The sequence below is a fragment of the Asticcacaulis sp. P4_H10 genome (genome assembly GCF_056400965.1).
This window is the reverse complement of the sequence record NZ_JBFUKH010000009.1, coordinates 158,222-182,283: the sequence shown is the minus strand read 5'-3', so window position 1 is coordinate 182,283 and position 24,062 is coordinate 158,222. Positions and strand designations below refer to the sequence as shown.

Sequence of the window (24,062 nt, the reverse complement as noted above, 5' to 3'; positions counted from 1 at the left end):
GAATTGAAACGAGTTGCAAAATGCACCCTGTAGGATACCTAGTTGCGATCGGTGTCAGGTGGAATCATGCAGGAATATACTCGGCCTCCCATTACGGAGGCTATCATAGAGTTGCGGACGGTAGCGCCCATCCCTGCTGCCGACCAAGAAAAGCTCAGTAAAAAGCTCGAAAAATTTTACGGCCCTCCGTTGGCGCAAATGGAGGTAATTTTTGAGTTCAATTCTGATGGCGCGACCAAACCACCCCTACAAACTCCGCAAGGCTACCGTTTGGCTTCGTCCGATCAAGCCGACATAGCTATCATATCTCCCGCAGCGCTGACTGCCAGTAGGTTGGCGCCCTACAATGGTTGGGATAGGTTGTACGCGCGCGCAAAAGAAAATTGGGAGATCTTTGCTGGTATCGCGGGAAGTCGTCCCGTTGGGCGCATCGGTGTGCGATTTATCAATCGAATTGACGTGCCGGTCGACGGCGATCTGCCAAGGGCCTCAGACTATCTGCATGTGTACCCGCACGCCCCCCTCAGCCAAGTATTTGGCGAGTTTGCAGTTCAGGCAAATGTCGACGCGGGCACGCCGAACTGGACCGCTCGCTTGGCGTCCGCTCAAGTTCCTTCTCCGTTGGTCAATCACGTGTCTTTCCTCTTGGACGTGGATGTCGCACGAACGGCAGAAATACCTCAAAGAGTTGACGCGCTATGGGAAGTAGTGGCGGAGGCGCGGTCTATCAAAAACCATATTTTCTCGAAATGTATAACGACCAAAGCAGAGAAGTTGTTCGAATGACGAACCTAAATGAACTTTTGCTGGGACGGAAAACCTCCAAAGGGGCAGGCGACTATAGTTCCTTGATCTCGAACATATTGTCTCAGGCCCTCGAAACGAACGCACAACACGATTTAGCGCGTTCGATACAAAACCATCAAAAGCTGGCCGTAATTAACGGAAGTCCGGTTGAGAGAGCGCTTTTTGAATCCCGCGCATTTTCAAAGGTATGGACGGCGCAAGTTGCCATGCACTTAAACGGGGATTGGCGCGAAAAATTCTTTTGGCAGATTGATAACCTCTTGGACGAAGAGAATTGGGAAGAAGGCGACCTCCCAATGACCCAGGAGTCGTTCAAAACTCTGCTAAGAATGATGACACTGCAACGCGGTATGAAGAGGCCGGGCTTGGGCCTGACTAGTGAAGGCAATGCCATTGCCACTTGGACAAATGGAGACCGGCGGCTGACCGTTGAGTGTTATCCGGGTGACCAGGTACGTTGGGTGCTTAGCGTAAGGGAAGACGGCCAGCCGGAGTCTGCAGCCGGCAAAACCAGCCTTCCTCGCCTTTTAAAAGTTCTCGCGCCCTACAGCCCAGAACTGTGGTTTTTTAGCTGATGGTTTTGGCCGCAAAAAAGTACCAAGACGTGCCGGGCGATCATGAAGTTGTCCGGTACGTTCCGTGGACCAAACTTCGGCGCGCCGACGGTACGGACGAGGTTATTGGCGTGCTTCCTCTCGCCTTCCAAAGGCGAACCCAAGATAAGGGACTGTCAGTAACGTGGGCAGACTATTTCGACATCGACGCCTCTTCGAACCGAATTGCCGCGGTACATGTAATCAGAAACAGCAACATCGAAGTGAAGCCAAAAAGTGGCTTCGCTTTCGGCAACGTGGCCCAAATCACTGACACCTGCTTGAGCAGAAAGCACAAAGTCAAAATACAGTACTTCCCAGAAGATGATAACGTCGCGCACGCTGAGATCCGATCTATTCCGGATGAGGATTTTGAGTTGTTCGAATTACTTGCGGCCGAAACATGGGCCGACCTCGTCCTCAACAAGGACGTTCCAGCCGAAACATAGTCCTGATCCAATCCTATGTTGATGCGCCTCGTATTGAAACGGTTTCACCACCGTCCCGGAGCCTATCAAGATAATCAGACCACCATTGCGCCATTTCTACGCGCTCGGCCCAATATGGGCTTCGGTTATATATCCCGCGCACCTCGTTCTTATCCTTGTGCGCCAGAGCCCGCTCGATCGCGTCTGGTGACCATTTCTTCGACTCGTTCAAAAGACTGCTGGCGGTTGTGCGGAAGCCGTGGCTCGTCATCTCGTCGGCGCCGTAGCCCAGGCGCCTCAACGCAGCGTTCATTGTGTTCTCGGACATGGGCCGAAGCCAGGTTCTGATAGCCGGGAACACGTACTTGCTGTGGTGCTTTACGTCCGACGCCTCTTGCAGGATCGCCAGCGCCTGGCGAGATAGCGGCACAACATGCTCCTCACGCATCTTCATCTTCTCAGATGGGATGCGCCACACCTTGGCGTCGAGATCAAACTCAGCCCATTCAGCGTGACGCAACTCACCCGGCCGGACGAAGAGGTGCGGCGCCAGCCGCAGAGCAAGCTTGGTGGTAATGTGACCGTCATACGCCTCAATGGCCCGTAGAAGCCCGCCCACGGCTTTGGCATCGATTAGGGCGGCATGGTGCTTGACCTTCGGCGACACCAGCGCCTCGCCCAGCCCTGTGGCAGGATTGTGCTTCGCGTGGCCGGAGATGATGGCATAGCGAAACACCCGGTCGGCAAACGCCCTCACCCGTTTAGCGGTCTCGTTGTTGCCTAGCTTCTCTATCTTCTTCAGGGAGGTCAGCAATTCATACGGCTCAATCTCTGACATCGGCCGGCTGCCAATGTCGTCATTCAGGATCGAGAGGAACCAACGAGCCTTGGTGACGGTGGTTTCGGCCAGGCCATCTTTCTCCCGCTTGGCAATGAAGTCCTCGGCTACACTCTTGAACGTGTTGCCGGCGGCGATCGTCGCAGCCACGGCTTTGCGCTTCTTGTCGGCGCCCGGGTCTACATCTGCGGCCAAAAGCTTGCGCGCACCGTCGCGACGCTCACGGGCCTCCTTCAGGCTAATAGCGGGGTACGCCCCAATCGCAAGCAGCTTTTCTTTCCCACCGAACCGGTACTTGAGGCGCCAAAGTTTCCCGCCCGAGGTCGCAACGAGAAGAAACAGACCGCCGTCGTCATATAGCTTGTAAGGCTTCTCGGAAGGCTTCGCCGTACGGATCGCCGAATCAGAAAGTGCCATTTGGGGGTATCATCCCTGGGGGTATGAGCGATGTACCCCAAGATATACCCCCAATTCGCTCGGATGAATGCGAACAAGAGTGTACAGTTACGGACACCGAAGCCGCTTAAGTACCATGTTATTAAGGGGTTTTCAAACAACTACGCACAATTGCGTACGTCTAGATGGTGCCCAGGAAAGGACTCGAACCTTCACGGCCGTTAAGCCACTGGCACCTGAAGCCAGCGCGTCTACCAATTCCGCCACCTGGGCACACTATCTAGGTGGTAGGTCCGGTCTTGCGACCGAAGGCGGCGAGCTATAGGGGCAAACTTTTCAGCGGTCAACGGCCAAAGAGCAGTTTTTTAAGGCCTTATGACAATTTTCCACATGTTCGCGAGACCAGGGCCATTATGGCCGTGATTTTAGCCGAAAGCCGATTTCGGGACATGCGTGATACGACACGCCAGGTCGGCTTCGCCGGACGCCACGATGTAATGGTCGCCGCCATCGGCGATCCCCGTCGTGAAAACGACATCGCGGATATACATCTGGTGTTCCAGTGGCCGGGTCAGCTCCGGATTGGCCTCAATCAGCGGCGCGTGGCAGGTGCGCAGGACTTTGCTCGGTTCGTCCTTGTCCATGATCGACCAATAGGTGCGGTAAATACCAACAATCTCCTTGGGCTCGACGCCGTGCCACAGGCTGAGCCAGCCTTCGTCCGTCGGAATTGGCGGGGTGCCGCCCCCCATGCGTGCCGTTGCCACTGTGCCAGAATGCGGACGGATACCCGGCTTGGCATAAGGTTTCCAGAACAGGCCGTCATTTGAGTGCGCCAGGTTGATCGACGGCCCCGCACGCCATTCGCTGCCCGGCGGATAGGCAAAATAGAGGTCACCCAAAGGCCGGGTCTGGGCGAAATACTGACCGTTGATCAGGCCTTCAAAGATCAGCATATCCTTGTTCTGGTGGTCGAGCACGATGTCTTCGAACGTCCAGTCGAGCCCGTTAGTCGAGTTGTAGAGCGTGGTTGAATGGCGCTCGGGGCTGACCGAACAGGTCGTCATCAGCCAGCGATCGCCGACCTTCGATATGCGCGCATCCTCGATCCCATAGCATTGCAAGCTGTTTTGCGGCGCCACGGCCTTGTCGTAATGACTAGCGACGACCTCAAGCCCATCGGGCGTCAGTTCGACCGGCAGAAGCCACGACAGCGAGGTCAGGGCCATGATCTTCCAGCCGCCGCCATGCAGCACGAATTTGCGCGGATCCGCGGTATTGGCCAGCTCCAGTGGCCAGGCGTCGAGCACGTAGCGGCCTTCGTCCCAGCGAATGGCATGGACATGATTGTCAAAAATCGGCGTGCGCAGGGCTTCGGCGACGCGCACCATCATCAGCAGATTGCCATTAGGCAGACGCGCCAACCCGGGATTGAATGCCCCCAGCACATAGGTTTCAACGTCGATATGCCCACGCAGGGGAGACCGCGACAGGTCGATATCGTCGGGCACGAGGATCAGCTTGTCGACGGCGTAACGGTTATCCAGTGCCGGTTGCAGACCCGCCTGTCTCTGATCGTCGTGCATTGTGCGCTTCCCTGACGTCCTCGCCGGCTTCGGAAAATACCCGAGCACGCCTAAGTTTTAGGTAGGCGAAGGCCATGGAAATATAAGGAAACGGCAGGGACGCCGGTTTCAGCCAAACAGCACAAATGTCAAGGAAGCGACCAGCATGAATCCAGTCAGGCCGCTGGCCACCAACGGAATAAACAACGGCACGCCATGCTGCGAGTCGCGGGGATCGTATGTCATTCTAACCTCGATCATATGGGACAGTTATCTGTCATGGACGAGTAAGACTCGATTCCCGTGAAAGAAAATGCACGAATTTGTGAGAGTCGTTTCCCCCTATCCACAGGCATGCGAGGCCGGCCTTATGTCGGCCTCGCATGCGTTAAGGCATCAGTATTTATTTTCCCAATTTAATGCCCGTCGCAATATATTTTACGTTCTTGTCCGAAAAGGGTATCTGCACCACTTTTGCATCGCCCGTATTTACGGCGTAGTGTTGAGATGCAGCAAATACAAGGACCGGAAAAAGCTTACTCAGATCCCCGCTAGAGCCTGTGGACGAAACCGTGTTTCTCCACTTTTCAACCCCAGCCTTGTCGGCAGCACTAATTGTTGCTTTCCGGGTATAGGAAGTGCTCGTATTAATGCTGGCATAAGAATTATCGTTGCTGTCTGTTCGCGTCGTCGAATAGATGCTTTGCTTTGGATCGCTTATTCCGTAGGTCAGGGATATCGTGATTTCCGCGCTGTCGGCATTCGCGACCTGCTCGTAACCCCGGCCCTCAAGCGACCTGGCCAGCTGGGTAGAATATTCCACAAATTCCAGGTCGTTCGTCGAGACATCGGGACGTCCCGAAACGATGACATATTTCTTATACTGATCGGCGCCGGGAGCCGCGAGGCCGCTCACCGAGACATATGCGCAAGACGGTGCTACCCCCACAAGGTAGCTTAAACACTCAACCGGCATCTACTTCCCCTTTGCGACCCCTGCCGCAGCATAAACAACATGCCCGAGTTATAGAGAATGGGGCGAAATCAAGTAAAGTATTATCGCGGCAGTGGGGCCAAGCTGCGCTTTTATCTACTTGAAATCGCGCGAGCGGACGAGAATAACCGGTGGAGAAGCGGCGCGATTACCGCCGCGCCGTTTGAGCGTGCGCGGATCGGGACCGGGCTCGCCATGGCGGAAGTCGTCACCGCGCGGTTTCGGCACCGGGAAGGCATCATCGCGTTCGCTGACACTGTCGAGCAACGCGGACAGGTCGATCAGCCGCTTCGCCACCAGGTGGACGACCTCGCCCTCCTTCTGGATCTGGCCGACGATCGCCACCATGCGCGAAGTCAGGATCAGCCGGCGCTGTTCCTCATAGATACGGCTCCAGATGACGGCGTTGACGATGCCGGTCTCGTCTTCGATGGTCATGAAGGTGACGTTCTTGGCCGTGCCCGGCCGCTGACGCACCAGCACCATGCCGGCGACGATCGCATCGGATTTGTCCTTCAGGGCATTTGCGGCAGTACAGGTCAGGATGTTGCGTGAGGCCAACTCCCCGCGCAGGAAAGCCAGGGGATGCTTGCGCAGCGACAGGCCGACATGGCCGTAGTCCTGCACAACCTCGCTGCCGGCGGTCATCTGCCGGAGCGCGACGACCGGCTCGTCCAGTTCGGGCGCCGACATGGCGTCGAACAGAGGCAGGGGCGTATCGCGCAGGCCTTTCAGCGTCCACAGGGCATCGCGGCGAGACTTGCCCAGCGACGGCATGAAAGCATCGGCTTCGGCCAGCGGCAAAAGACTCGACACGGCCAAGCCACTGCGCCGCCAAACATCGTCAATCGAGCGGAACGCCCCTTCCCCCCGGCTCGTAGCCAATATAGCGGCGTCGGTGTTGGACAGGCTCTTGACCATGCGCAACCCCAGCCGGACGGCAAACTGGCCCGGCACATCATTGGTTTCCAGGGTGCAGTCCCAGCGCGAGGCATTAACACAGACCGGCCGCACGTCAACGCCGTGGTCACGGGCGTCGCGCACCAATTGCGCTGGCGCATAGAAGCCCATGGGCTGAGAATTCAGCAAGGCACACAGGAAGACGTCAGGGTGGTGACACTTCATCCACGACGAGGCATAGGCGATCATGGCGAAGGAGATGGCGTGGCTTTCCGGGAAGCCATAGGAGCCAAAGCCTTCCAGCTGCTTGATCAGCCGCTCGGCGAACTGCGCCTTATAGCCGCGGTCCAGCATGCCTTGCCGCATCTTGTCGCGGAAGTTCTTGACGCCGCCGGTGTGCTTGAAGGTCGCCAGGCTGCGGCGGACGTGATCGGCTTCGTCGGGTGTGAAACCGGCGCAAACCACCGCCACCTGCATGGCGTGTTCCTGAAACAGAGGTACGCCATAGGTCCGGCCAAGAATCTCCTTCACCTGATCATTGGGATAGTCGATCTTTTCCAGACCGTGCTTGCGGCGCAAGTATGGATGGACCATGTCGCCCTGGATCGGGCCTGGCCGAACGATGGCAACCTCGATGGCCAGGTCGTAGAACACTCTTGGCTTAAGGCGGGGCAGCATCGACATTTGTGCGCGCGATTCGATCTGGAAAACGCCGACTGTGTCGGCCTTGCAGATCATGTCGTAGGTCGGCGTATCGTCGGCGGGGATGGTCGCCATCCGCATGTCGATGCCCTTGTAGTCCTTGAGCATATCGAAGCTCAGCTTCATGCAGGTCAGCATGCCTAAGGCCAGACAATCGACCTTCATAAACTTGAGGACGTCGATATCGTCCTTGTCCCATTCGACCACTTGGCGATTGTCCATGGCAGCCGGTTCAATCACCGCCAGCTCATCCAGCCGGTCGCGTGTCAGGACAAAGCCGCCCGGATGCTGCGACAGGTGCCGCGGCGCATTGGTCAGTTGCCGTGCCAGCATCCGCGTCAGGCGCACCCTGCGATCAGAGATATTGAGGTCAAGCCCTTCCAAATGTTGGTCGTCAATATCAGTGTCCCAATGCCTGTATTGCTGCGCTAGAGTCTTGATAATGTCTTCGGGCAGGCCCATCGCCTTGCCGACATCGCGCAGGGCGCCACGCGTGCGATAGCGGCTGACGACGGCAACCAGGGCCGCGTGATTGCGGCCATAGGTTTCGAATATCCACTGCATGACAATCTCGCGCCGGGCGTGCTCGAAATCGACATCGATATCCGGCGGTTCGTTGCGGTTCTTAGAAATGAAGCGCTCGAATAGCAGGTTGTATTTGGCCGGATCGAGTTCGGTAATGCCGAGGACATAACAAACCGAGCTGTTGGCTGCCGAACCGCGGCCTTGGCACAGTATGTCTTGCGAACGGGCAAAATGGACAATGGCGTGGACGGTCAGAAAGTAGTTGGCATACCCCATCTCCCCGATCAGATCGAGCTCCTTGCGTAACTGAGCGACGACCTTTGAGGGTATGCCATCCGGGTATCCTGTGGCGATATTATATCGCGCCTGCGCCCCCATGCAGACAAACTTCTCCAGCGCTTCCTGCGGACTCAGGTGCGGATGCGATTTTTCGTCCGGATACTGGTATTTCACCTCTTCCATATTGAAGGTGCAGCGGTCCATGATCTCGCGTGTGCGCGCCACGGCGTCCGGATAGCGTTCGAACAGCCTCTGCATTTCCTCCGGTTCTTTGAGATAGCGATCGGCATAGCGTTCACGGCGATGGCCCAGTTCATCGATCGTGCAGGTATGGCGGATACATGTCAGTACATCCTGTAACAGGCGCCGTGACGGATCGTGGAACAGGACGTTATTGGTGGCGACCACGGGCACGCGCGCGGCCGCCGCCAGTTGCGACAGTTCGTGCAGGCGCAAGGCATCGTTCGGCCGCCGCCGCAGGGTCAGGGCCAGATAGGCGCGATCACCGAACAAGGCTTTCAAGCGGCGCAGATTGGCCGCGCAGGCTTCATCCGCGATATCGGGGACAAGGACGGCGATCAGGCCCTCATGAAAGCTTTCGACATCGGCCCAGTCGAGATGGCACTTGCCCTTGCCCGCCCTGCCCTTGCCCAGCGACAGCAGCCGGCACAGGCGCGAATAGGCGGCGCGGTCGGTCGGATAGACCAAAAGGGATGTGCCGTCGCGCAGATCCAGCCGGCAGCCGACGATCAAACGAACACCATAGTCCCTGGCCGCCTTGTGCGCCTGGACTATCCCAGCCAGCGAATTCCGGTCCACCACCCCCAGCGCTTCGATACCCAGCGCACTGGCCGTGGCAAAAAGCTGGGCGCACGAACTGGCGCCACGCAGGAAGGAAAAGTGCGTGGTGACCTGAAGCTCGACATATGCGCTCATGCGAATATCCCGTGCAGGAACCATTCGCGGCTGCCCGTCTTGTCGTCCTCGCCGTCACCGCTGCGGTAGATCCACAGGCGCTCGCCGGTGTTCAGCTCGACGCGGAAATAGTCGCGCACAGCCAGCATCTCGGCGTCGCGCCGCCACCATTCGCCAAAGATGCGTTCAGGTCCGTCGGCAGCGATGACCAAATGCCGGATGCCTCGCCATATGAAGGCTTTGGGCGGATAGTCGGGCAGTTGCGCCAGGGTAGCGATCCGTTCCGGTTTCGACAGCAGGCGCACCGGGCGCGGCCAATGCGGCGGCCACACCCCATCAGGCGCCGCGCCCAACGCCGGCGCCTTGCGCATGGAACGCTCCGGTACATCGCTTTCGACCGGCGCCAGGCGATAGATACGTTCGGTACCGATGCGGTTGCTAAGAATATCCAGCAGGGTCGCGATATCGGACGCAGGGTCGTCCATCGTGCTCACCTGCTTGTGCAGCAAGGGCTCGGCGTGGGTGGCGATCAGGCGCATGTGCTCGATGCCAAAGCCCGGATCGACGGTTTCGACCTTGTCGCACAGCAGGCGCGTCAGTCGTTTCACGTCGCGCATCGGCTGGGCCAGGCCGACGCGTATGGCCTCTATGCGGTTGTCAGTGCGGGTAAACAGCAGGTCCGCCTGTTTGACGCCCAGCCCCTTGCCTTCCAGCGCATCGCACAGCTGCCGGGCCAGCTTGCCGGTATAGCGGGCGATGGTTTCGGGCGCCCCGATCGGCTCGGCGAAAAGCCGCCTGACCTCTGTGACATCAGGCAGATCAACCGGGTCGATCGGCTCATCGAGGCGGCCAAACATCTGGTCGAGCCGCCGCCCAAGCATCGGGCCAAAGCGATGGATCAACGGCGCGCGTGGCTGCGCAACCAGGTCGCCGACGGTCTCGAAACCCAGAACGCGCAGGCTTTCGGCCATGCCGGACGGCAGCCGTAAAGCGCCGATCGGAAGCGACGGCAGGGCGCGTCCGCCCGTATCCTTCGGCAGGACCACAACGGGCTTGGAAATAAACCGCGCCAAGGCATGGGCAGCCCCCCAACTGTCCGCAACAGCGGCGCGCGCTTCAAAGCCCTTGTCGGCAAGCGCACGGATCAGCCCCTCCAGCAGGGCCGCTTCGCCGCCGTGCAGATGCGCCGCACCACTGATCTCCATGATAATGCCATTGGGCGGATCGGCAGCGACCAGCGGCGAATAGGTACGCAAGGCCCAGCGCGCCAGCGTTTCCAGGTCGGTCATATCCGCCACCAGATCGGCGTCATGGATGACGAGATCCGCGACCAGGACCTGCGCCTTGGCAACCGGCATGCCGATGTGTATGCCCAGGGCCTCTGCCGCGCGATCGGCCTCCAGCACGACGCGCCTGCGGCCATCCGAGCCTTTCAGGATCAGCGGAACCTCAGGAGGCAATACGTTGCGCCCTATCTGCCGCCGCAACCGGTCGGTGGACCAGCGGGGCAAATAGAGCGAGATGACCCTGGCCATCGCACGCCTCCACATCGAATTCAGCGGTTTCTCCGCCCTTGCAGCGCAGCAGTTGCAGCCGCCAGCGCGCCCGCCCGATCCCCGGTACGGGCAATGGCGCCGATGGCAGGGCCGTCACCCGCCAGCGCGTCATGGCCGCGGTCGGCAGTCCAAATTGCGCAGCCCCTTTTTCCGTGTCCCAACGCCGCACCATCAGGGCCAGGGTCCGCGCCCCTTCGGCGGCCAGTTGCAGCCGGCGCGACGCCATCATCGATAGGCGCGCCACCTCACCGACGACCGCGCCCAAGCCACCATGACGCAAAGCCTCCTCGCAGGCCGCCAGCACGCCCGTGTCGTCATCGGCTTCGACATGGATCACGCGTCCTGGCGAAAGGCCGCCCTGCGCCAGTCCGGGCGCGAACAGGTCGCCCTGTCTTGCACACCACATCACCAGACCTTCTGAACGCGCGGCAATACCGGCGGCAAACAGTCCCGCCACCGCGCCATCGACCGCCCCCCGGCCTGAGCCAGAAATTTCATGCAGGGCGCCCAGGGCCAGCCCGCCTTTTGGCAGGCGGCTGTCGATCGCCTCCAGCCCGAACGGCAGGATACCCGCGACGCGGCGGTGCCCTTCCAGCTTTGAGATGTGCTGGCGAAGCTGGTCTATGTCCGCAGGCAGCGTCTCGGGCATGGCTCTCATCCTTTTTATGCCGAATTCTTCGACATTATGTTCACTTTTTGTTCCATTTCGGACCGCGTGTCAATATCTCTGCGTTCGAGAATACGGAAATTGGCCGGTTGGCTCTTAACGAGGCGTCAGAAGCGCCTCGCCAATCGTGATACGTTCGCTCAGATGCGCCATGGCATCGTTCGGCAAAGCCTCGGCCCCATCATCGCGCAAAATGCCGCTTTCGGGAATCATCCGGTCAATGACCAGCGGACAGCCGCGATAGGTCTGCCCATGCATATCAAGGCACAGCTCTTCCAGCTGCTGAGTATCGAACTGCGCCGCGAAAGCCATCAGTTCCGCATAGTCATCCGCGGTTATATCGATTTCCAAGATCTCATGAGCTTCGCTATGCGCCTGGTTGATACCAGCATCCAGTCGTTCGAGAATGGCCATAATACCCTCCTGTGCTTATAGTAAAGGTAAGCCGCCCAGACTAAAGACGCTATATGGACCGGCGTGATCTAGCGGGCTGCCGCGATCAAAACCGCTTGATCGACAAGGTCTCGAAGGTCTGCTTCAGCGTCGTCGTCGAACGCTCGTAATCGGCCAGGGCCAGGGCAGCGATCAGGGCGTCGACGACGCAGAGCTGGGCGATGCGGCTGGTCATCGCCTCGGTGCGGAACAGGGTCTCGCGCGCCATGGTCGCCAGCACGACATCGGCATAGGACTGTATGGGCGAGCGGGCGAAGTTGGTGATCACCACCGTCCTAGCGCCGGCCGCCTTGGCCAGGCGCGTCGAGGTGACGGTTTCGTGCGTGGCGCCCGAGTGCGACACGGTCAGAACCGCGACATCCGGCCCTGTGCGCGAGGCGCTGATCGCCTGGACATGACTGTCGATGACCACCTTGGCGTCCAGCCCGATGCGCAGCATGCGGTAATGTGCGTCCTCGGCGATAGGCGCGGCCGAGCCTATGCCATAGATTTCGATACGTTTGGCGGCGCGGAAGATATCGACGGCCTGGCTTAAAGCGCCGGGATCGAGCACCGACAGCGTGTCGTGCAGCGCCTGGACACCGGCGTGGAAGATCTTCTGGCAAACCGTTTGGACATCATCGTCGCGATCGAGGTCTTCGTGAATGAACTGGACAGGTCTGACGGTTTCCTGCGCCAAGCTGAGCTTGAGTTGCTGAAACCCCGACAGACCCAGCTTGCGGCAGAAATTGATGACGCTGCCTTCGGATGACTCCGTGACTTCGGACAGTTCCGTAACCGACATCTGCACGACGCGGCCAGGCTGGGCGATGATGTAGTCGGCAATACGGCGCGCGCCCTTCGCCAGTCCGGCATAGGCAAGATGGATGCGGGCCAGGGCATTGTCGACCGGAGCGGGGCTGGGGGAGTCAGGAAGCGGTTTCAAGCAGGTATCGGATCAGAATATAGCCCGGTGGGAGGATACGGTTAGTTTGATTCCCGGCTGGGTGCGCATGAAACTTCGGTGACCGCCATTTCACAAAACCGCCGCGGAACTGTAGCGCACACGCCATGAGATGCGGTTCATATAGCGCAACTCAAAGTGAGGCAATTTCATTTTTATGAATTATAAAAACTGAGTAAATTTCATTAACGCGTCATTAATCTGGGACGATTCTGTCACAAGCCGTCTCTAGTTTCCCCAACCAGTCAGCCGTCCCCGACCTCCCAGGTGCGGCATGTGACATCATGGGGTAAGATCATGTTCTTGAAGTCAAAACGTTATCACGCGTCCCTGCTGGGGCTCGTGTCGCTGGGCTGCGGCCTGGCGGGCGGCGCCTTTGCCGACAATGCTGCCAACAACGCGGAGGCCGATGCCGAATCCGTCGTTACCGTCACCGGCAAGCGCTCGACCGCCTCGACCACGGCCAAGGAAATGTCGGCTTACGGCACCGAGGTTCAGGTCATCACCGCCGAACAGATCGACCAGTCGGGCTCGATCAACTTCGCCGAAGCCGCCCAGTTCCTGGTCAAGGGCGTCAATGTCGGCTATTCGCCCGATGAAGGCGAGTTCACCATCCGTCTCGATGGCGGCGGAGATCGCGACACCCTGGTGACGCTGGACGGCGTGCCGCTCTACGACCGTGGCCCGGCTCTGGAAAACATCTGGGGCGCCACGACGATCGATCCGCACATGATCGAGAATATCGAAGTCTATCGCGGCGGAAACAGCCTGTATTTCGGCTCGAACGGCGGCATCGGCGTCGTCAACGTCGTCACCAAGAAGCCGGACGGCACCCGCAAGGGTGAGTTCGGCGTCTCCTATGGCTCTTTCGCCACCCGCGAACTGTGGGGCAATTATTCCTTCGCGCTTGATGACGCCGGCAAGCACTCGTTGATGTTCTACGGCGCCATGCTGGCGACCGACGGCCCGCGCATTTTTGACCCGGCCAAGTTCACCGATAACGTCGCCCTCTCCGGCGGCATCCAAGACTATCCGCTCAACAAGAATGACATCGGCGCCAAGTACCTGTGGAAGATCGACGACAATACCGAGCTGCGCGCCAATGTCATCTACACCGAAAGCTGGTTCCAGGACGCCTTCCCGTCGGGTGAGAGCTATTCGCCGAACACCCTGCGCTACCCGATCGCCGACGTTTCCTTCACCAAGCGCTTCAGCGACAACGTCCTGATCGAAGCCTCGGCCTACTATTCCAACCCGGAACTGTGGAACGCCGAAGTCTATCCGGAAATCTGCAAGATTGCCGCCGGCTGCGTCGATCCGAACAACCCGACCAAGCCCCTGATCCCGCGCGGTGCGTGGACAGGCGCAGTCGAGCCGGCGCTCGGCCACGGCTTCGGCACGTCCAACCAGTTCCGCAGCGGCTTCAAGGAAACGGGCGCCACGGTCCGCACCACGCTCAACCTGAACCGTTATCTCGAACTCGTCGCCGGTGTCCAGTACGTCTCCTACGCCGACGACTCGGACCAACGATTCGCTACCCCGGACAACGACTCGACGACGACCGGCGTCTTTGTCGACTTCCACCCGAAGCTGCCGTTCAGCCCGCAGACCAACATCTCGGTCGCCATCCGCCAGGACTTCTCGGAAGCCTTCGACAGCAAGACGGTGTGGAAGTTCGGCTTCAAGCATCCGGTCGGCAACTTCTATGTCCGCGGCAACGGCGGCACCTCCTACAGCCTGCCGCAGACCAACGAACTGTACATCAACAACCCGCGTCCGCCGGAAACGGCGTCGTCCGTTCCTTACACGGTCATCGGCAACCCGTCGCTGCTGCCGGAAGAGACGCAGACCTACAATTTCGGTCTCGGCTATCGTCATGTCGCCGGCAGCCTGACAGTCTCGGGTGAAATCGGCGCCTTCGACACCGAAATCTCGAACCGCATCCGCACGACTTCGGGCCAGCCAATTACCATTGACGTCAACGGCACCCCGACCAAGGTCGACAGCTACTACAACGACACGGCCATCACCAAGATCAAGGGCCTGACCGCCGACGCCGACGTCAACATCGGCAGCCAGTGGTCGTTCGGCTTCTCGTACACGGCCCAGGACGCGGCGCCCGCCAGCGGCCCGCGCCAGGGCATCCAGATCAACGAAACACCGGAATGGTTCGTCATCGGCCGCCTGAACTGGGAATCGAAGGGCGGACGCATCAAGGCGCAACTGCTGTCGCGTACCCAGGGGCCTGAATGGTCGACAGGCGGTCCGGCTGAAAAGTTCCGCTACAACTTCGGTGACTACACCGTCGTCAACGGCACGCTGACCTACCTGGCCGGCAAGAACATGGAGCACCGCTTCCAGCTGCGCGTCGCCAACCTGTTCGACACCTACTATGCCGAACGCTACGGCTTCGGCAACAACCTGTACGGCCAGGCCTTCAACCGTGGTGAATACACGAATACGGACGACCGCTACTTCTACGGCTATCCGTTCGAAGGCAAGCCGCGCAGCTTCTACCTGACCTATTCGACGAAGTTCTAAGCTTCGTTGAACTCAGCGAGGGCCGGTTTCCCCAGCCGGTCCTCGCACCTTTTCCTCCTATCGCTCCCTCTAAAACCGAAGTCCGTCCGAAGGATATCCGACATGACGCAGACCGACCGCCGTTCCTTTCTGAGCCTGATGGGCGCGGGCGCCGCCATGGCCGCCACCCCGTTCGCCAGCGCCATTGCCCAGGCCGCCAGCCTGCCGGCCAAGCGCGTCACCGGCACCATCAAGGACGTGAAGCATATCGTCATCCTGATGCAGGAGAACCGGTCCTTCGACCACTATTTCGGCACGATGCGCGGCGTGCGCGGCTTCGGCGACCGCTTCCCGATCCCGATGAGCGCCGGCCCGGTCTGGCAGCAGTCGGACGGCCAGAAGGTCATCCCGCCCTACCACCTCGACACCCAGAAAACCAACGCCATTGCCGTGCCTGGGACGCCGCACAGCTTCTCAGACAGCCAGGCGGCCTGGAACCAGGGCAAGTTCGGCTTCTGGCCGAAGTACAAGAACCCCTATTCGATGGGCTATTACCAGCGCGATGACATCCCGTTCCAGTTCGCCCTGGCCGAAGCCTTCACCATCTGTGACCACTATCATTGCTCGATCACCACCGGCACCGACCCGAACCGCATCGTCTTCTGGTCGGGTTCGAACCACGATCCGAAGCTGCGCGCGCAGGGCATCAACGGCACCGAAGCCGATTCCGAGCCCAACAATATGCGCTGCTGGGTCAAGGGCGCCCTGCCCGAGCCCGGTTACCAGTACCAGGGCTCGGCGTTTCCGTGGCTGACGCTTCCGGACGTGCTGGAAAACGCCGGCGTGTCATGGCGCATCTACCAGGACCCGAACGACAACTGGACCGGCGCCATGCACGGCGGCCTGGCGTTCGAGAGCTTCCGCAATGCCAAGCCGGGCTCGCCCCTCTATGAAAAGGGCATGAGCCACTGGTCGCTGGAACAGCTTGCCGAGGACGTGAAGAACGACACCCTGCCAGCCGTGTCCTGGATCCTGCCGCCGAAGGAATGGTCGGAACATCCCGGCGCCTCGACGCCTTTGCAGGGCGCGGAATTCACCGCCGGCATTCTCAATGCCCTAACGGCCAATCCGGATGTCTGGGGCTCGACCGTTTTCTTCCAGACGTTTGACGAGAATGACGGCCTGTTCGACCACCTGCCGCCGTCGGCACCGCCCTCCTATGCGGCCGATGGCACGCTGATGGGCAAGTCGACGGTCGATCTGAAGGGCTTCTACTTCAACGATCCGCAGCGCAAGTTCCTCGACCCGTCCGACACGATCAGCGGCACCGTCCGCCCCTGGGGCCTGAGCGCGCGCGTGCCGATGTACGTCGTCTCGCCGTGGTCAAAAGGCGGCTGGGTGTCGTCGCAGGTCTTCGACCACACCTCGGTCGGCCAGTTCCTCGAAAAGCGTTTCGGCGTCACCGTGCCGGCGATCAGCCCATGGCACCGCGCGGTGTGCGGCGACCTGACCTCGGCGTTCGATTTCTCACACGTCGAAGACCCGGCCTTCCCCGGCCTGCCCGATGCCTCGGGTTCGGAAAAGGCCGTGCTGTCGCAGATCCACCGCAAACGGATCGAGCCGCCGGTAAAGCCGGAGCCTCTGGTGCAGGAAAAGGGTTCGCGTCTCTCGCGCGCCCTGCCCTATGCGCTCGACGTCAAGGCGGCCGTCAAGGCTGGCGCTATCGAACTAACCTTTGTCAACACGGGCACGGCGGGCGCGGTCTTCCACGTCTACGACCGCCTGAATTTGGAGGCCATTCCGCGCCGTTATACGGTCGAGGCGGACAAGACTTTGAGCGACAGCTTTGCCGGTGCACGCCACGACCTGTGGGTGCTGGGGCCGAACGGCTTCCACCGCGCCTTTGTCAGTCGTGCGGAAACGGCCGGGATCGAGGTCACGGCAACGACCAGCGCGACGCCGGCCGCGCTGACGATCCAGATGCGCAATCGCGGTTCGGCTTCGGTTACGCTCACGCTTGATGCAGAGGTCTATGGCCAGGGCGTGAAGACGGTAACGCTGGCTGCCGGCGCTTCGCAGAAAGCTGTGTTTGAGCTGAGTAAGCAGGGCAACTGGTACGATGTGACGGTAAGCAGCGAAGGCTTCGAACGCCGCTTTGCCGGACGTTTGGAAACCGGCGCCCACGGCATCAGCGACCCGGCGATGGCGGCTGTCAATGAGCCGACACCCGCCACAAAGCCGGAAATGCGCCTGCCGAAATTTTAGGCCAGCACTCCCCATAAAGTGAAGGGCAGAACGCCCTGGCGTTAACGAATCTTAAGGCGTCGTTCACCATACTGTCCGGCATGGAACAACTGGTGCACCTTGCCCGCAATGTCGACCCGATGCGCGTCTTCGGTCGGGTCGCCGTGGTCAACGGCCTGCTGATCGAAGCCAAGGGCGGCCTAAGCTATATGCAGGTCGGAGCGCGGTGCGAAATCATCCGTCGCCACGACACGCCCCTGCCCGTCGAAGTCGTCGGCTTCCGCGAGGACCGCGCCTTGATGATGCCCTTCGGCCCTGTCGAAGGCATCACGCCCGGGGCCGAAATCCGCATCTCCTCCGAAGGCGCCAAGGTCCACCCGACCACCGCGTGGCTGGGGCGCATCATCGATAGCTTCGGCGAACCGATCGACGGCTTCGGCCCCCTGCCCCAAGGTCCTGAAGGCTATCTCCTCAAGGCTTCGCCACCGTCCGCCCATTCGCGCCAGAAGGTTGGCGAACGCCTCAATCTCGGTGTCCGCGCCATGGACGTCTTCACCACCTGCTGCCGCGGCCAGCGTCTCGGCGTCTTCGCCGGTTCGGGCGTCGGCAAATCGGTCCTGCTGTCCATGCTGGCCAGAGAGGCCACCTGTGACGCCGTCGTCGTCGGCCTGATCGGCGAACGCGGCCGTGAAGTGCGCGAATTTGTCGAAGAAACGCTTGGCCCCGAAGGCCTCAGGCGCGCCATCGTCGTTGTCGCCACCTCGGACGAGCCGGCGCTGAAACGCCGCCAGGCGGCCTATATGACCCTGGCGCTATCCGAATATCTGCGCGACCAGGGCCTCGAAGTCCTGTGCTTGATGGACTCGGTGACGCGCTTCGCCATGGCCCAGCGCGAGATCGGGCTTGCGACCGGCGAGCCACCTACGACAAAGGGCTATACGCCGACCTGTTTTGCCGAACTGCCCAAGCTGCTGGAACGCGCCGGCCCGGGTCCGATCCTGGCCGACGGCACGCGCACCGGCCCGATCACCGGGCTTTTCACCGTGCTGGTGGACGGCGACGACCACAATGAGCCGATCGCCGACGCTGTGCGCGGTATTCTCGACGGCCATATCGTCATGAGCCGGGGTATTGCCGAACGCGGCCGCTTCCCGGCGATCGATGTGCTTAAAAGCATCAGCCGAACCATGCCCGACTGCCAGACCATCCCGGAACGCGAGATCGTCCGCCAGGCCCGCAAGGTCCTGTCAAGCTATACCAACATGGAAGAACTGATCCGCATCGGCGCCTATCGCACTGGCGCCGATCCGGACGTCGATCGCGCCATAATCCTTAACCCTGCCGTCGAAGATTTCCTGCGTCAGGGTAAGGACGAATACACACCTCTTGACGAGTCCTTTACACTTTTGGGTCAAATTTTGAGTCAGTCCTGATCGTCAGGATTAACCAGTTCCGAATGCATAGCATTCGGCAAGGGCGACCGCCCGCCGCGCATGCCTTAGAAGCGTCCTAACGCTTCTTGAGGACCGCGCGTAAAAAGTGAAGGGTACTGTTATGACCAAGTGGGCAAAGTCTCTGATCCGTCTCTCGACCTTCGAGGTTGAGACTCTGCAGAAACGCCTCGCCGAAGTCGTCACCCGCCGCACCCACATCGAAATGCGCGTTGCGACCCTGGATGCCGAGTTCGAGCTGGAATGCGTTCGCGCCTCGCAGGACGCCAGCCTGGCGCACGGCCTTAGCGCCTACAAGCACGGCTACAAGTTCCGCCGCGACACCGCCGTCGCCGAAATGGACCTGATCTCCCAGGAAGAAGCTGGCATCCGCGATTCCCTGAGCAACGCTTTCGAAGACCTGAAGAAGTTCGAGCACGTCGCCGAAGTCACCAAGCTGAAGCAGGTCGCCGCCGCCAAGCGCGTCGAAGACGCCATGCTGGACGAAGCGGCTTTGCGCATCGCCGGCAATGCCGCCAAGGCCCAGCGCCGCGCCTGATCATATGAAGCTCTCGCGGCGAAACCTCATCGCGGGCGCTTCGGCGCTCCTCGCCGCCCCTGCCTGCGCCAAACAGGACTATATTTCCATTCCGCCGCTGAAGTCGCTGCTGGCTACGCCCCTGGGCGTGGCCGTACGCGACCTGCAACTCGACGATCCGGAGTGGACGAAGCTGGCGACCACCCACTTTTCGCGCCTGACGGCCGAGTGGGAAAGCAAGATGGAATACGTGCTGAAGCCCGACGGCACGCTGCAATTCGACCGCGGCGATCGCCTGGCAAGGTTCGCCCGCGACAACGGCATGAAGGTCCACGGCCATACGCTGGTCTGGTACGAGCAGGACGGCGAGCCGTTCCAAAAGCTTAAAGGCAACCGCGAAGCGTTTCTCACCTTCTATGCCGACTATATCAACGCCGTCATGACGCGCTATCGCGGCGGCGCCACCGGCTGGGACGTCGTCAACGAGCCGATAAAGTTCGAGGGCGAAGGGCTGCGCGACTGCCTGTGGCGTCAGGTGCTGGGCGACGACTATATCGGCCTGGCGTTTGCCGCTGCCCATGAGGCCGATCCAGATGCTGTGCTGTTCGTCAACGAATACCATCTCGAACACCGGCCGGTGAAGCGCAAAACCCTGCTGAAACTGGTCGAAAACCTGCTGAAATCCGGCGCGCCGATTTCCGGTATTGGCACCCAGACGCACATCTCGGCCGACATCAAGCCCGGCATGATTACCGAGGCCATTCGCGACATTGCCTCGCTAGGCCTGAAGGTCCATGTGTCGGAAGTCGATATCGCCATTTCGGATTACAAGCTGGGTAGCATGGCCGAACCGCGCCTCGACCAGATCCGCGCGCTGGAAGAGATCGTCACCGCCTACAAGGCTATACCGGCCGGCCAGCAGTACGGGCTGACCTTCTGGGGCCTGCGTGATTCCGATTCGTGGATCAATGCACCGCGCGAAACCAATGGCCGCGACGAACCCTTGCTGTTCGACAAGCTGGGCCGGCCCAAACCTTTGACAGCAGCCCTGGCGAAGGTACTCGCCTAGCTATTCTTTTCGCGCTTTCTATCCAAAAACCGCTGCACACTTTTTGGAAAGCGCTTATTGCTCAGCTTTGCCGAAGCGCGGGCGGAAGAACGGGTCTTCCAGGATATTGCCGGTTTCCGGCTCGACACCTGCTGGAGCGTCCGACGACGGCACTTCGAAACGCAGGGGATCGGGACGCGCGGTCGCCGGCTGAACCGTAGACGCGGGTTGCGGTTGAGCCGCGGCCTCGGCCTGCGGCGCCATATAAGGCGATTGCGGCCGCGAAGCCGGGGCCGGTTCCAGCTTTTCCTGGTATTGGCGCAAGACTCGCAGGTCATCCGCGATGCTGAGCACCGCCATGTAGAATTCGCAGAAGGCGCGCCACAGCATGATGCCGATCAGGACCATCAGCCAGCTGACGATCAGCACGCCGAAGGACAGCAGCATGCCCCACATCGACGGGTCCTTGATCACCGAACCAACGGCAACGCCCAGGAACCCCATGGCGGCGATGAACAACAGACCAAGGCCCAGCCAGTAGACGATATGGACAATTGGGCGCGCGGTCAGCCGGTCGAAGGTCAGAAGCGTCCGCGTGATGTCCGAGGGCCGGGTGCTGCCGAATGCCTGACGGATGATCTTGCTCATGATGTCCCTAACCTGATCGTGTCGCGAAGCGTATTATACACGCAATTGCGCCAAAAAAACGAACTCTCACCGTCTGTTTCGTTCAAAAGGGACTTTGGCACAAAAATGTCAAGTCCTCGAAATCACACCTGTCCGACGGTCTTGAGCCTGACCTTCGGATGAATCTCGTTCTGGCTCATCACAACCGTGTTAGCGCGGAAACGCTCAACGATTGATCGCACAAACGGACGGATGTTTGGCGAGGTCAGCAGCACCGCCACTTCACCCGTCATCGACACGCGCTCAAAGGTGTCGCGCACCGTGCGGATAAATTCCTGCAGTGCCGACGGCGCCATGGTCAGTTGCCGGTCCTCGCCCTGGCCCACCAGCGACGAGGCAAAGGCATTTTCCCAGTCGTGCGACAGGGTGACGATCGGCAGCGAGTTGTCTTCGGAGCGGTTCTGCCAGCACAGCTGGCGCGCCAGGCGCGAACGGACGTGTTCGACCATATTTGTGATCGACTTGGTGTGGGCGGCGGCTTCGCCCAGGGCTTCCAGGATAGCCGGCAGGTCGCGGATCGACACGCGCTCCTTGAGCAGGGCCTGGAGTACGCGCTGGACCGTCGCCGTCGTCACGACGCTCGGGATCAGGTCTTCGGCCAGCTTCTTCTGGTCGGCCGGCAGGTCGCGCAAAAGCTTGGTCAATTCCGAATAGGACAACAGGTCCGCCATGTTGTCCTTGAGTATCTCGGTCAGGTGCGTGGTGATGACGGTCGCCGGATCGACGATGGTGTAGCCGAGGAAGGTCGCTTCTTCGCGCAGGTTCTGGTCGATCCAGGTCGCGGGCAGGCCAAAGGCCGGCTCCTTCATGTGCTCGCCCGGCAAATCCACCTGTCGCCCCGACGGGTCCATGGCCATCAGCGAACCGATACGGACCTCCCCCGAACCGGCTTCCATCTCCTTGATGCGCAGGCAGTAGCCCTGATTGGGCAGGCGCATATTGTCGAGGATGCGCACGGACGGCATGATGAAACCGTATTCCTGTGCCAGGGTCCGGCGCAGGGCCTTGATCTGGTCGGTCAGTTTGCGACCATCGAGGTCGTTGATGAGCCCGAGAAGACCCAGGCCCAGCTCCATCTTGACATCGTCGATGGCCAGCGCCGCCGAGATTGGTTCTTCTTCCGGCGGCAGGTTCTCCTGCTCTGTCGCTCTCATCTCCTCAGCCGTTGGCGGCGTGGGCTTGGTCCCCATCTTGTAGGCCAGGAAACCAGCGCCCAGCGCCACCGCCGCGAACGGCAGGATCGGCATGCCGGGAACGAGGCCGAGGACGCCCGAGGCTGCCGACACCATGCCCAGCGCCACCGGATTGGTTGCCAGCTGCGCGACCAGCGCCTTGTCGGCGGAACCGTCGACGCCGGCCTTCGAAACCAGGAAGCCCGCGGCCATCGAAATGATCAGCGCCGGGATCTGGGTGACCAGGCCGTCGCCGACCGTCAGTTCGATGTACTTCTGCGCCGCCTCACCAATGGGAAGTTGGTGGCTGAACATACCGATCAGGATACCGCCGACGATATTGATGGCAGTGATGACCAGGCCCGCCACGGCATCGCCGCGCACGAACTTCGAGGCACCGTCCATGGCGCCGAAGAAGCCTGATTCCTGCTCGACCTCCTTGCGGCGCCGCTTGGCTTCGTCGGTGTCGATCAGGCCCGACGACAGGTCGGCGTCGATAGCCATCTGCTTGCCCGGCATCGAGTCGAGGGTGAAGCGCGCGGCGACTTCGGCGATACGGCCCGAACCCTTGGTGATGACGACGAAGTTGATCAGGATGAAGATGGCGAACAGCACGATACCGATGATGAAGTTGCCTTGCATCAGCAGTTGACCGAACGCCTTGATGGTCGCGCCGGCAGCGGCCTCACCCTCATGGCCGTGGCTGAGGATCAGGCGGGTCGAGGCCACGTTCAGCGACAGGCGGAACATGGTGGTGACCAGCAGCACGGTCGGGAATGCCGAGAAATCCAGTGGCTTCTTGATCAGGATGGCGGTCATCAGGATCAGAATCGACGAGGTGATCGACAACGACAGCAGCACGTCGAGCATGATTGCCGGGATCGGGATGATCAGGAAGACGATGATCATAATGACGCCAAGCGCCATCACGACTTCACCGCGCTTCAGCCAGCCCATCACGTCATTGAAGGAAATCGCAGGTCCATTGCCCGCGGCCGCTGCAGCCACTTAGACGGCCTCCGGTAACACAAATTATGACTGGATTCGACACGGGCCTACGGCGCGGTCGCTAGGCAAAATTTACCCGGAAGGTGGTGAACAAGGTGTTAAGATGCGTGCATTCGCTGCATCGGGCAGCGCCAGCTTTCATCGACCTGACGACCGCTATATTGACGGGCCTCAGAAATCTCCCCGTGGCGGGCGACCATTGGATTGACCGAGCCGGAATAGGCGGCATCACGCTTAAGAATGGTCTCGCGCATAGTGTCGTAGCGGCCATCCTTGCGCAGGATTTCGAACTGGTCGTGGGCGTTGAAGACAAGGGCCGGCACTTCAAAGCGGCGCGAGGCGCGGCTGGAGTTTGGATGCAGTCCGACAACGAAAAAGGCTTCACCGCCGAAGCTCAGCGAGAAGCTGGCGTCTTCAGGGTCGGAACTGACGCGCGGATCGTAGGGCTGACCACGCGTGGCATCTATACCTTCAAGAGATTCAAGCCGCGTCCACAGCGCTTTTTCGAAGGCTTCCTCGCTCAAACTGTCGTGCATGTCGAACAGTACGATAAAGGTCTGAAACGGCTCAGGCGACTGTTTGAAACCTTGCGCAAAGTCGCGGATAGCTTCGTAAAGGGCGGCATCGTCACGGGGACAGCGGATATCTCCCGCGACAAAGAACTGCATCTGGTGCTTGGCGAGGGCCGACTTGGCGCCGACACAGGGGAAGTCTTTGGCACGGATATGGGATTCGAAACGTTCAATCAAAGCGCTTTGTGCGCGGGTCGTTTCTTCTAAAACCTGGGGTACGGGATACACGTTACGCTTCCTCTGCTGGGAAGCTGAACCTATCCACTTGTCGGTAAGATCGAA

19 protein-coding genes and 1 tRNA gene are annotated in these 24,062 nt (G+C 60.3%); 8 read left to right on the top strand and 12 right to left on the bottom strand.

The genetic code is table 11. The features are described 5' to 3' along the window. The first annotated feature begins 66 nt into the window (after positions 1 to 66). From AC1DON_RS17130 to AC1DON_RS17120, 3 genes are read left to right on the top strand one after another with little or no spacing between them, the layout of a single operon-like run. Positions 67 to 786 carry a TIGR04255 family protein gene (locus tag AC1DON_RS17130; RefSeq protein ID WP_476936030.1) on the top strand — a complete coding sequence of 240 codons (720 nt, stop codon included), beginning with the start codon at positions 67 to 69 and terminating at the stop codon, positions 784 to 786. After that, positions 783 to 1,382, top strand: a complete 600-nt coding sequence (locus tag AC1DON_RS17125) for a hypothetical protein (RefSeq protein WP_476936029.1) — start codon at positions 783 to 785, stop codon at positions 1,380 to 1,382. Before AC1DON_RS17130 ends, AC1DON_RS17125 begins: the two co-directional genes overlap by 4 nt. Then, complete coding sequence (locus AC1DON_RS17120; RefSeq protein WP_476936028.1) at positions 1,382 to 1,849, top strand: hypothetical protein; 468 nt, start codon at positions 1,382 to 1,384, stop codon at positions 1,847 to 1,849. Before AC1DON_RS17125 ends, AC1DON_RS17120 begins: the two co-directional genes overlap by 1 nt. Positions 1,850 to 1,862: 13 nt before the next feature. Here AC1DON_RS17120 and AC1DON_RS17115 read toward each other — a convergent pair whose 3' ends face one another. The 9 genes from AC1DON_RS17115 to AC1DON_RS17075 form a co-directional block, all read right to left on the bottom strand. Then, entirely contained in the window at positions 1,863 to 3,083 is a 1,221-nt protein-coding gene (locus AC1DON_RS17115) for a tyrosine-type recombinase/integrase (protein WP_476936027.1), read from the bottom strand. 165 nt (positions 3,084 to 3,248) lie between these two features. Continuing rightward, positions 3,249 to 3,335, bottom strand: a tRNA-Leu gene (locus AC1DON_RS17110). Positions 3,336 to 3,487: 152 nt separating this feature from the next. Next, positions 3,488 to 4,648 (bottom strand): glycoside hydrolase family 130 protein, encoded by a 1,161-nt coding sequence (locus AC1DON_RS17105; RefSeq protein ID WP_476936026.1) that lies wholly within the window; start codon positions 4,646 to 4,648, stop codon positions 3,488 to 3,490. Positions 4,649 to 5,030: 382 nt separating this feature from the next. Next, on the bottom strand, positions 5,031 to 5,603 hold the full coding sequence (locus AC1DON_RS17100) for a hypothetical protein (RefSeq protein ID WP_476936025.1): 573 nt from the start codon (positions 5,601 to 5,603) through the stop codon (positions 5,031 to 5,033). A gap of 114 nt (positions 5,604 to 5,717) precedes the next feature. Next, entirely contained in the window at positions 5,718 to 8,969 is a 3,252-nt protein-coding gene (locus AC1DON_RS17095) for an error-prone DNA polymerase (RefSeq protein ID WP_476936190.1), read from the bottom strand. Then, on the bottom strand, positions 8,960 to 10,402 hold the full coding sequence (locus AC1DON_RS17090; protein WP_476936024.1) for a DUF6504 family protein: 1,443 nt from the start codon (positions 10,400 to 10,402) through the stop codon (positions 8,960 to 8,962). The genes AC1DON_RS17095 and AC1DON_RS17090 overlap by 10 nt, the downstream gene beginning before the upstream one ends. Beyond that, positions 10,392 to 11,147, bottom strand: coding sequence for an ImuA family protein (locus tag AC1DON_RS17085; protein WP_476936023.1), 756 nt, complete (start codon positions 11,145 to 11,147; stop codon positions 10,392 to 10,394). The genes AC1DON_RS17090 and AC1DON_RS17085 overlap by 11 nt, the downstream gene beginning before the upstream one ends. Positions 11,148 to 11,261: 114 nt before the next feature. Beyond that, entirely contained in the window at positions 11,262 to 11,579 is a 318-nt protein-coding gene (locus tag AC1DON_RS17080; RefSeq protein ID WP_476936022.1) for a hypothetical protein, read from the bottom strand. Positions 11,580 to 11,664: 85 nt separating this feature from the next. After that, positions 11,665 to 12,543 (bottom strand): MurR/RpiR family transcriptional regulator, encoded by an 879-nt coding sequence (locus AC1DON_RS17075; protein ID WP_476936021.1) that lies wholly within the window; start codon positions 12,541 to 12,543, stop codon positions 11,665 to 11,667. A gap of 315 nt (positions 12,544 to 12,858) precedes the next feature. Between AC1DON_RS17075 and AC1DON_RS17070 the strand changes: the two genes are divergently transcribed. The 5 genes from AC1DON_RS17070 to AC1DON_RS17050 all read left to right on the top strand — a co-directional run bounded on the left by AC1DON_RS17070 (position 12,859) and on the right by AC1DON_RS17050 (position 20,362). Further along, positions 12,859 to 15,102 carry a TonB-dependent receptor plug domain-containing protein gene (locus AC1DON_RS17070; RefSeq protein WP_476936020.1) on the top strand — a complete coding sequence of 748 codons (2,244 nt, stop codon included), beginning with the start codon at positions 12,859 to 12,861 and terminating at the stop codon, positions 15,100 to 15,102. A 102-nt stretch (positions 15,103 to 15,204) separates the two neighbouring features. After that, positions 15,205 to 17,346, top strand: coding sequence for a phosphocholine-specific phospholipase C (locus tag AC1DON_RS17065; RefSeq protein WP_476936019.1), 2,142 nt, complete (start codon positions 15,205 to 15,207; stop codon positions 17,344 to 17,346). A gap of 80 nt (positions 17,347 to 17,426) precedes the next feature. Then, positions 17,427 to 18,758, top strand: coding sequence for a flagellar protein export ATPase FliI (gene fliI, locus AC1DON_RS17060; RefSeq protein ID WP_476936018.1), 1,332 nt, complete (start codon positions 17,427 to 17,429; stop codon positions 18,756 to 18,758). A 121-nt stretch (positions 18,759 to 18,879) separates the two neighbouring features. Beyond that, positions 18,880 to 19,314, top strand: coding sequence for a flagellar export protein FliJ (locus AC1DON_RS17055; RefSeq protein ID WP_476936017.1), 435 nt, complete (start codon positions 18,880 to 18,882; stop codon positions 19,312 to 19,314). A gap of 4 nt (positions 19,315 to 19,318) precedes the next feature. Beyond that, positions 19,319 to 20,362: an endo-1,4-beta-xylanase gene (locus AC1DON_RS17050; protein ID WP_476936016.1), complete on the top strand. Its 1,044-nt coding sequence runs from the start codon at positions 19,319 to 19,321 to the stop codon at positions 20,360 to 20,362. A 54-nt stretch (positions 20,363 to 20,416) separates the two neighbouring features. Here AC1DON_RS17050 and AC1DON_RS17045 read toward each other — a convergent pair whose 3' ends face one another. From AC1DON_RS17045 to gntA, 3 genes are all read right to left on the bottom strand, one after another. Further along, a complete protein-coding gene (locus AC1DON_RS17045) occupies positions 20,417 to 20,989 on the bottom strand; it encodes a DUF4282 domain-containing protein (protein WP_476936015.1) in 573 nt (190 codons plus the stop codon). A gap of 122 nt (positions 20,990 to 21,111) precedes the next feature. Further along, positions 21,112 to 23,208 (bottom strand): flagellar biosynthesis protein FlhA, encoded by a 2,097-nt coding sequence (gene flhA, locus AC1DON_RS17040; protein WP_476936014.1) that lies wholly within the window; start codon positions 23,206 to 23,208, stop codon positions 21,112 to 21,114. Between the two features lie 98 nt (positions 23,209 to 23,306). After that, complete coding sequence (gene gntA / locus AC1DON_RS17035; protein WP_476936013.1) at positions 23,307 to 24,008, bottom strand: guanitoxin biosynthesis heme-dependent pre-guanitoxin N-hydroxylase GntA; 702 nt, start codon at positions 24,006 to 24,008, stop codon at positions 23,307 to 23,309. Positions 24,009 to 24,062 lie beyond the last annotated feature (54 nt).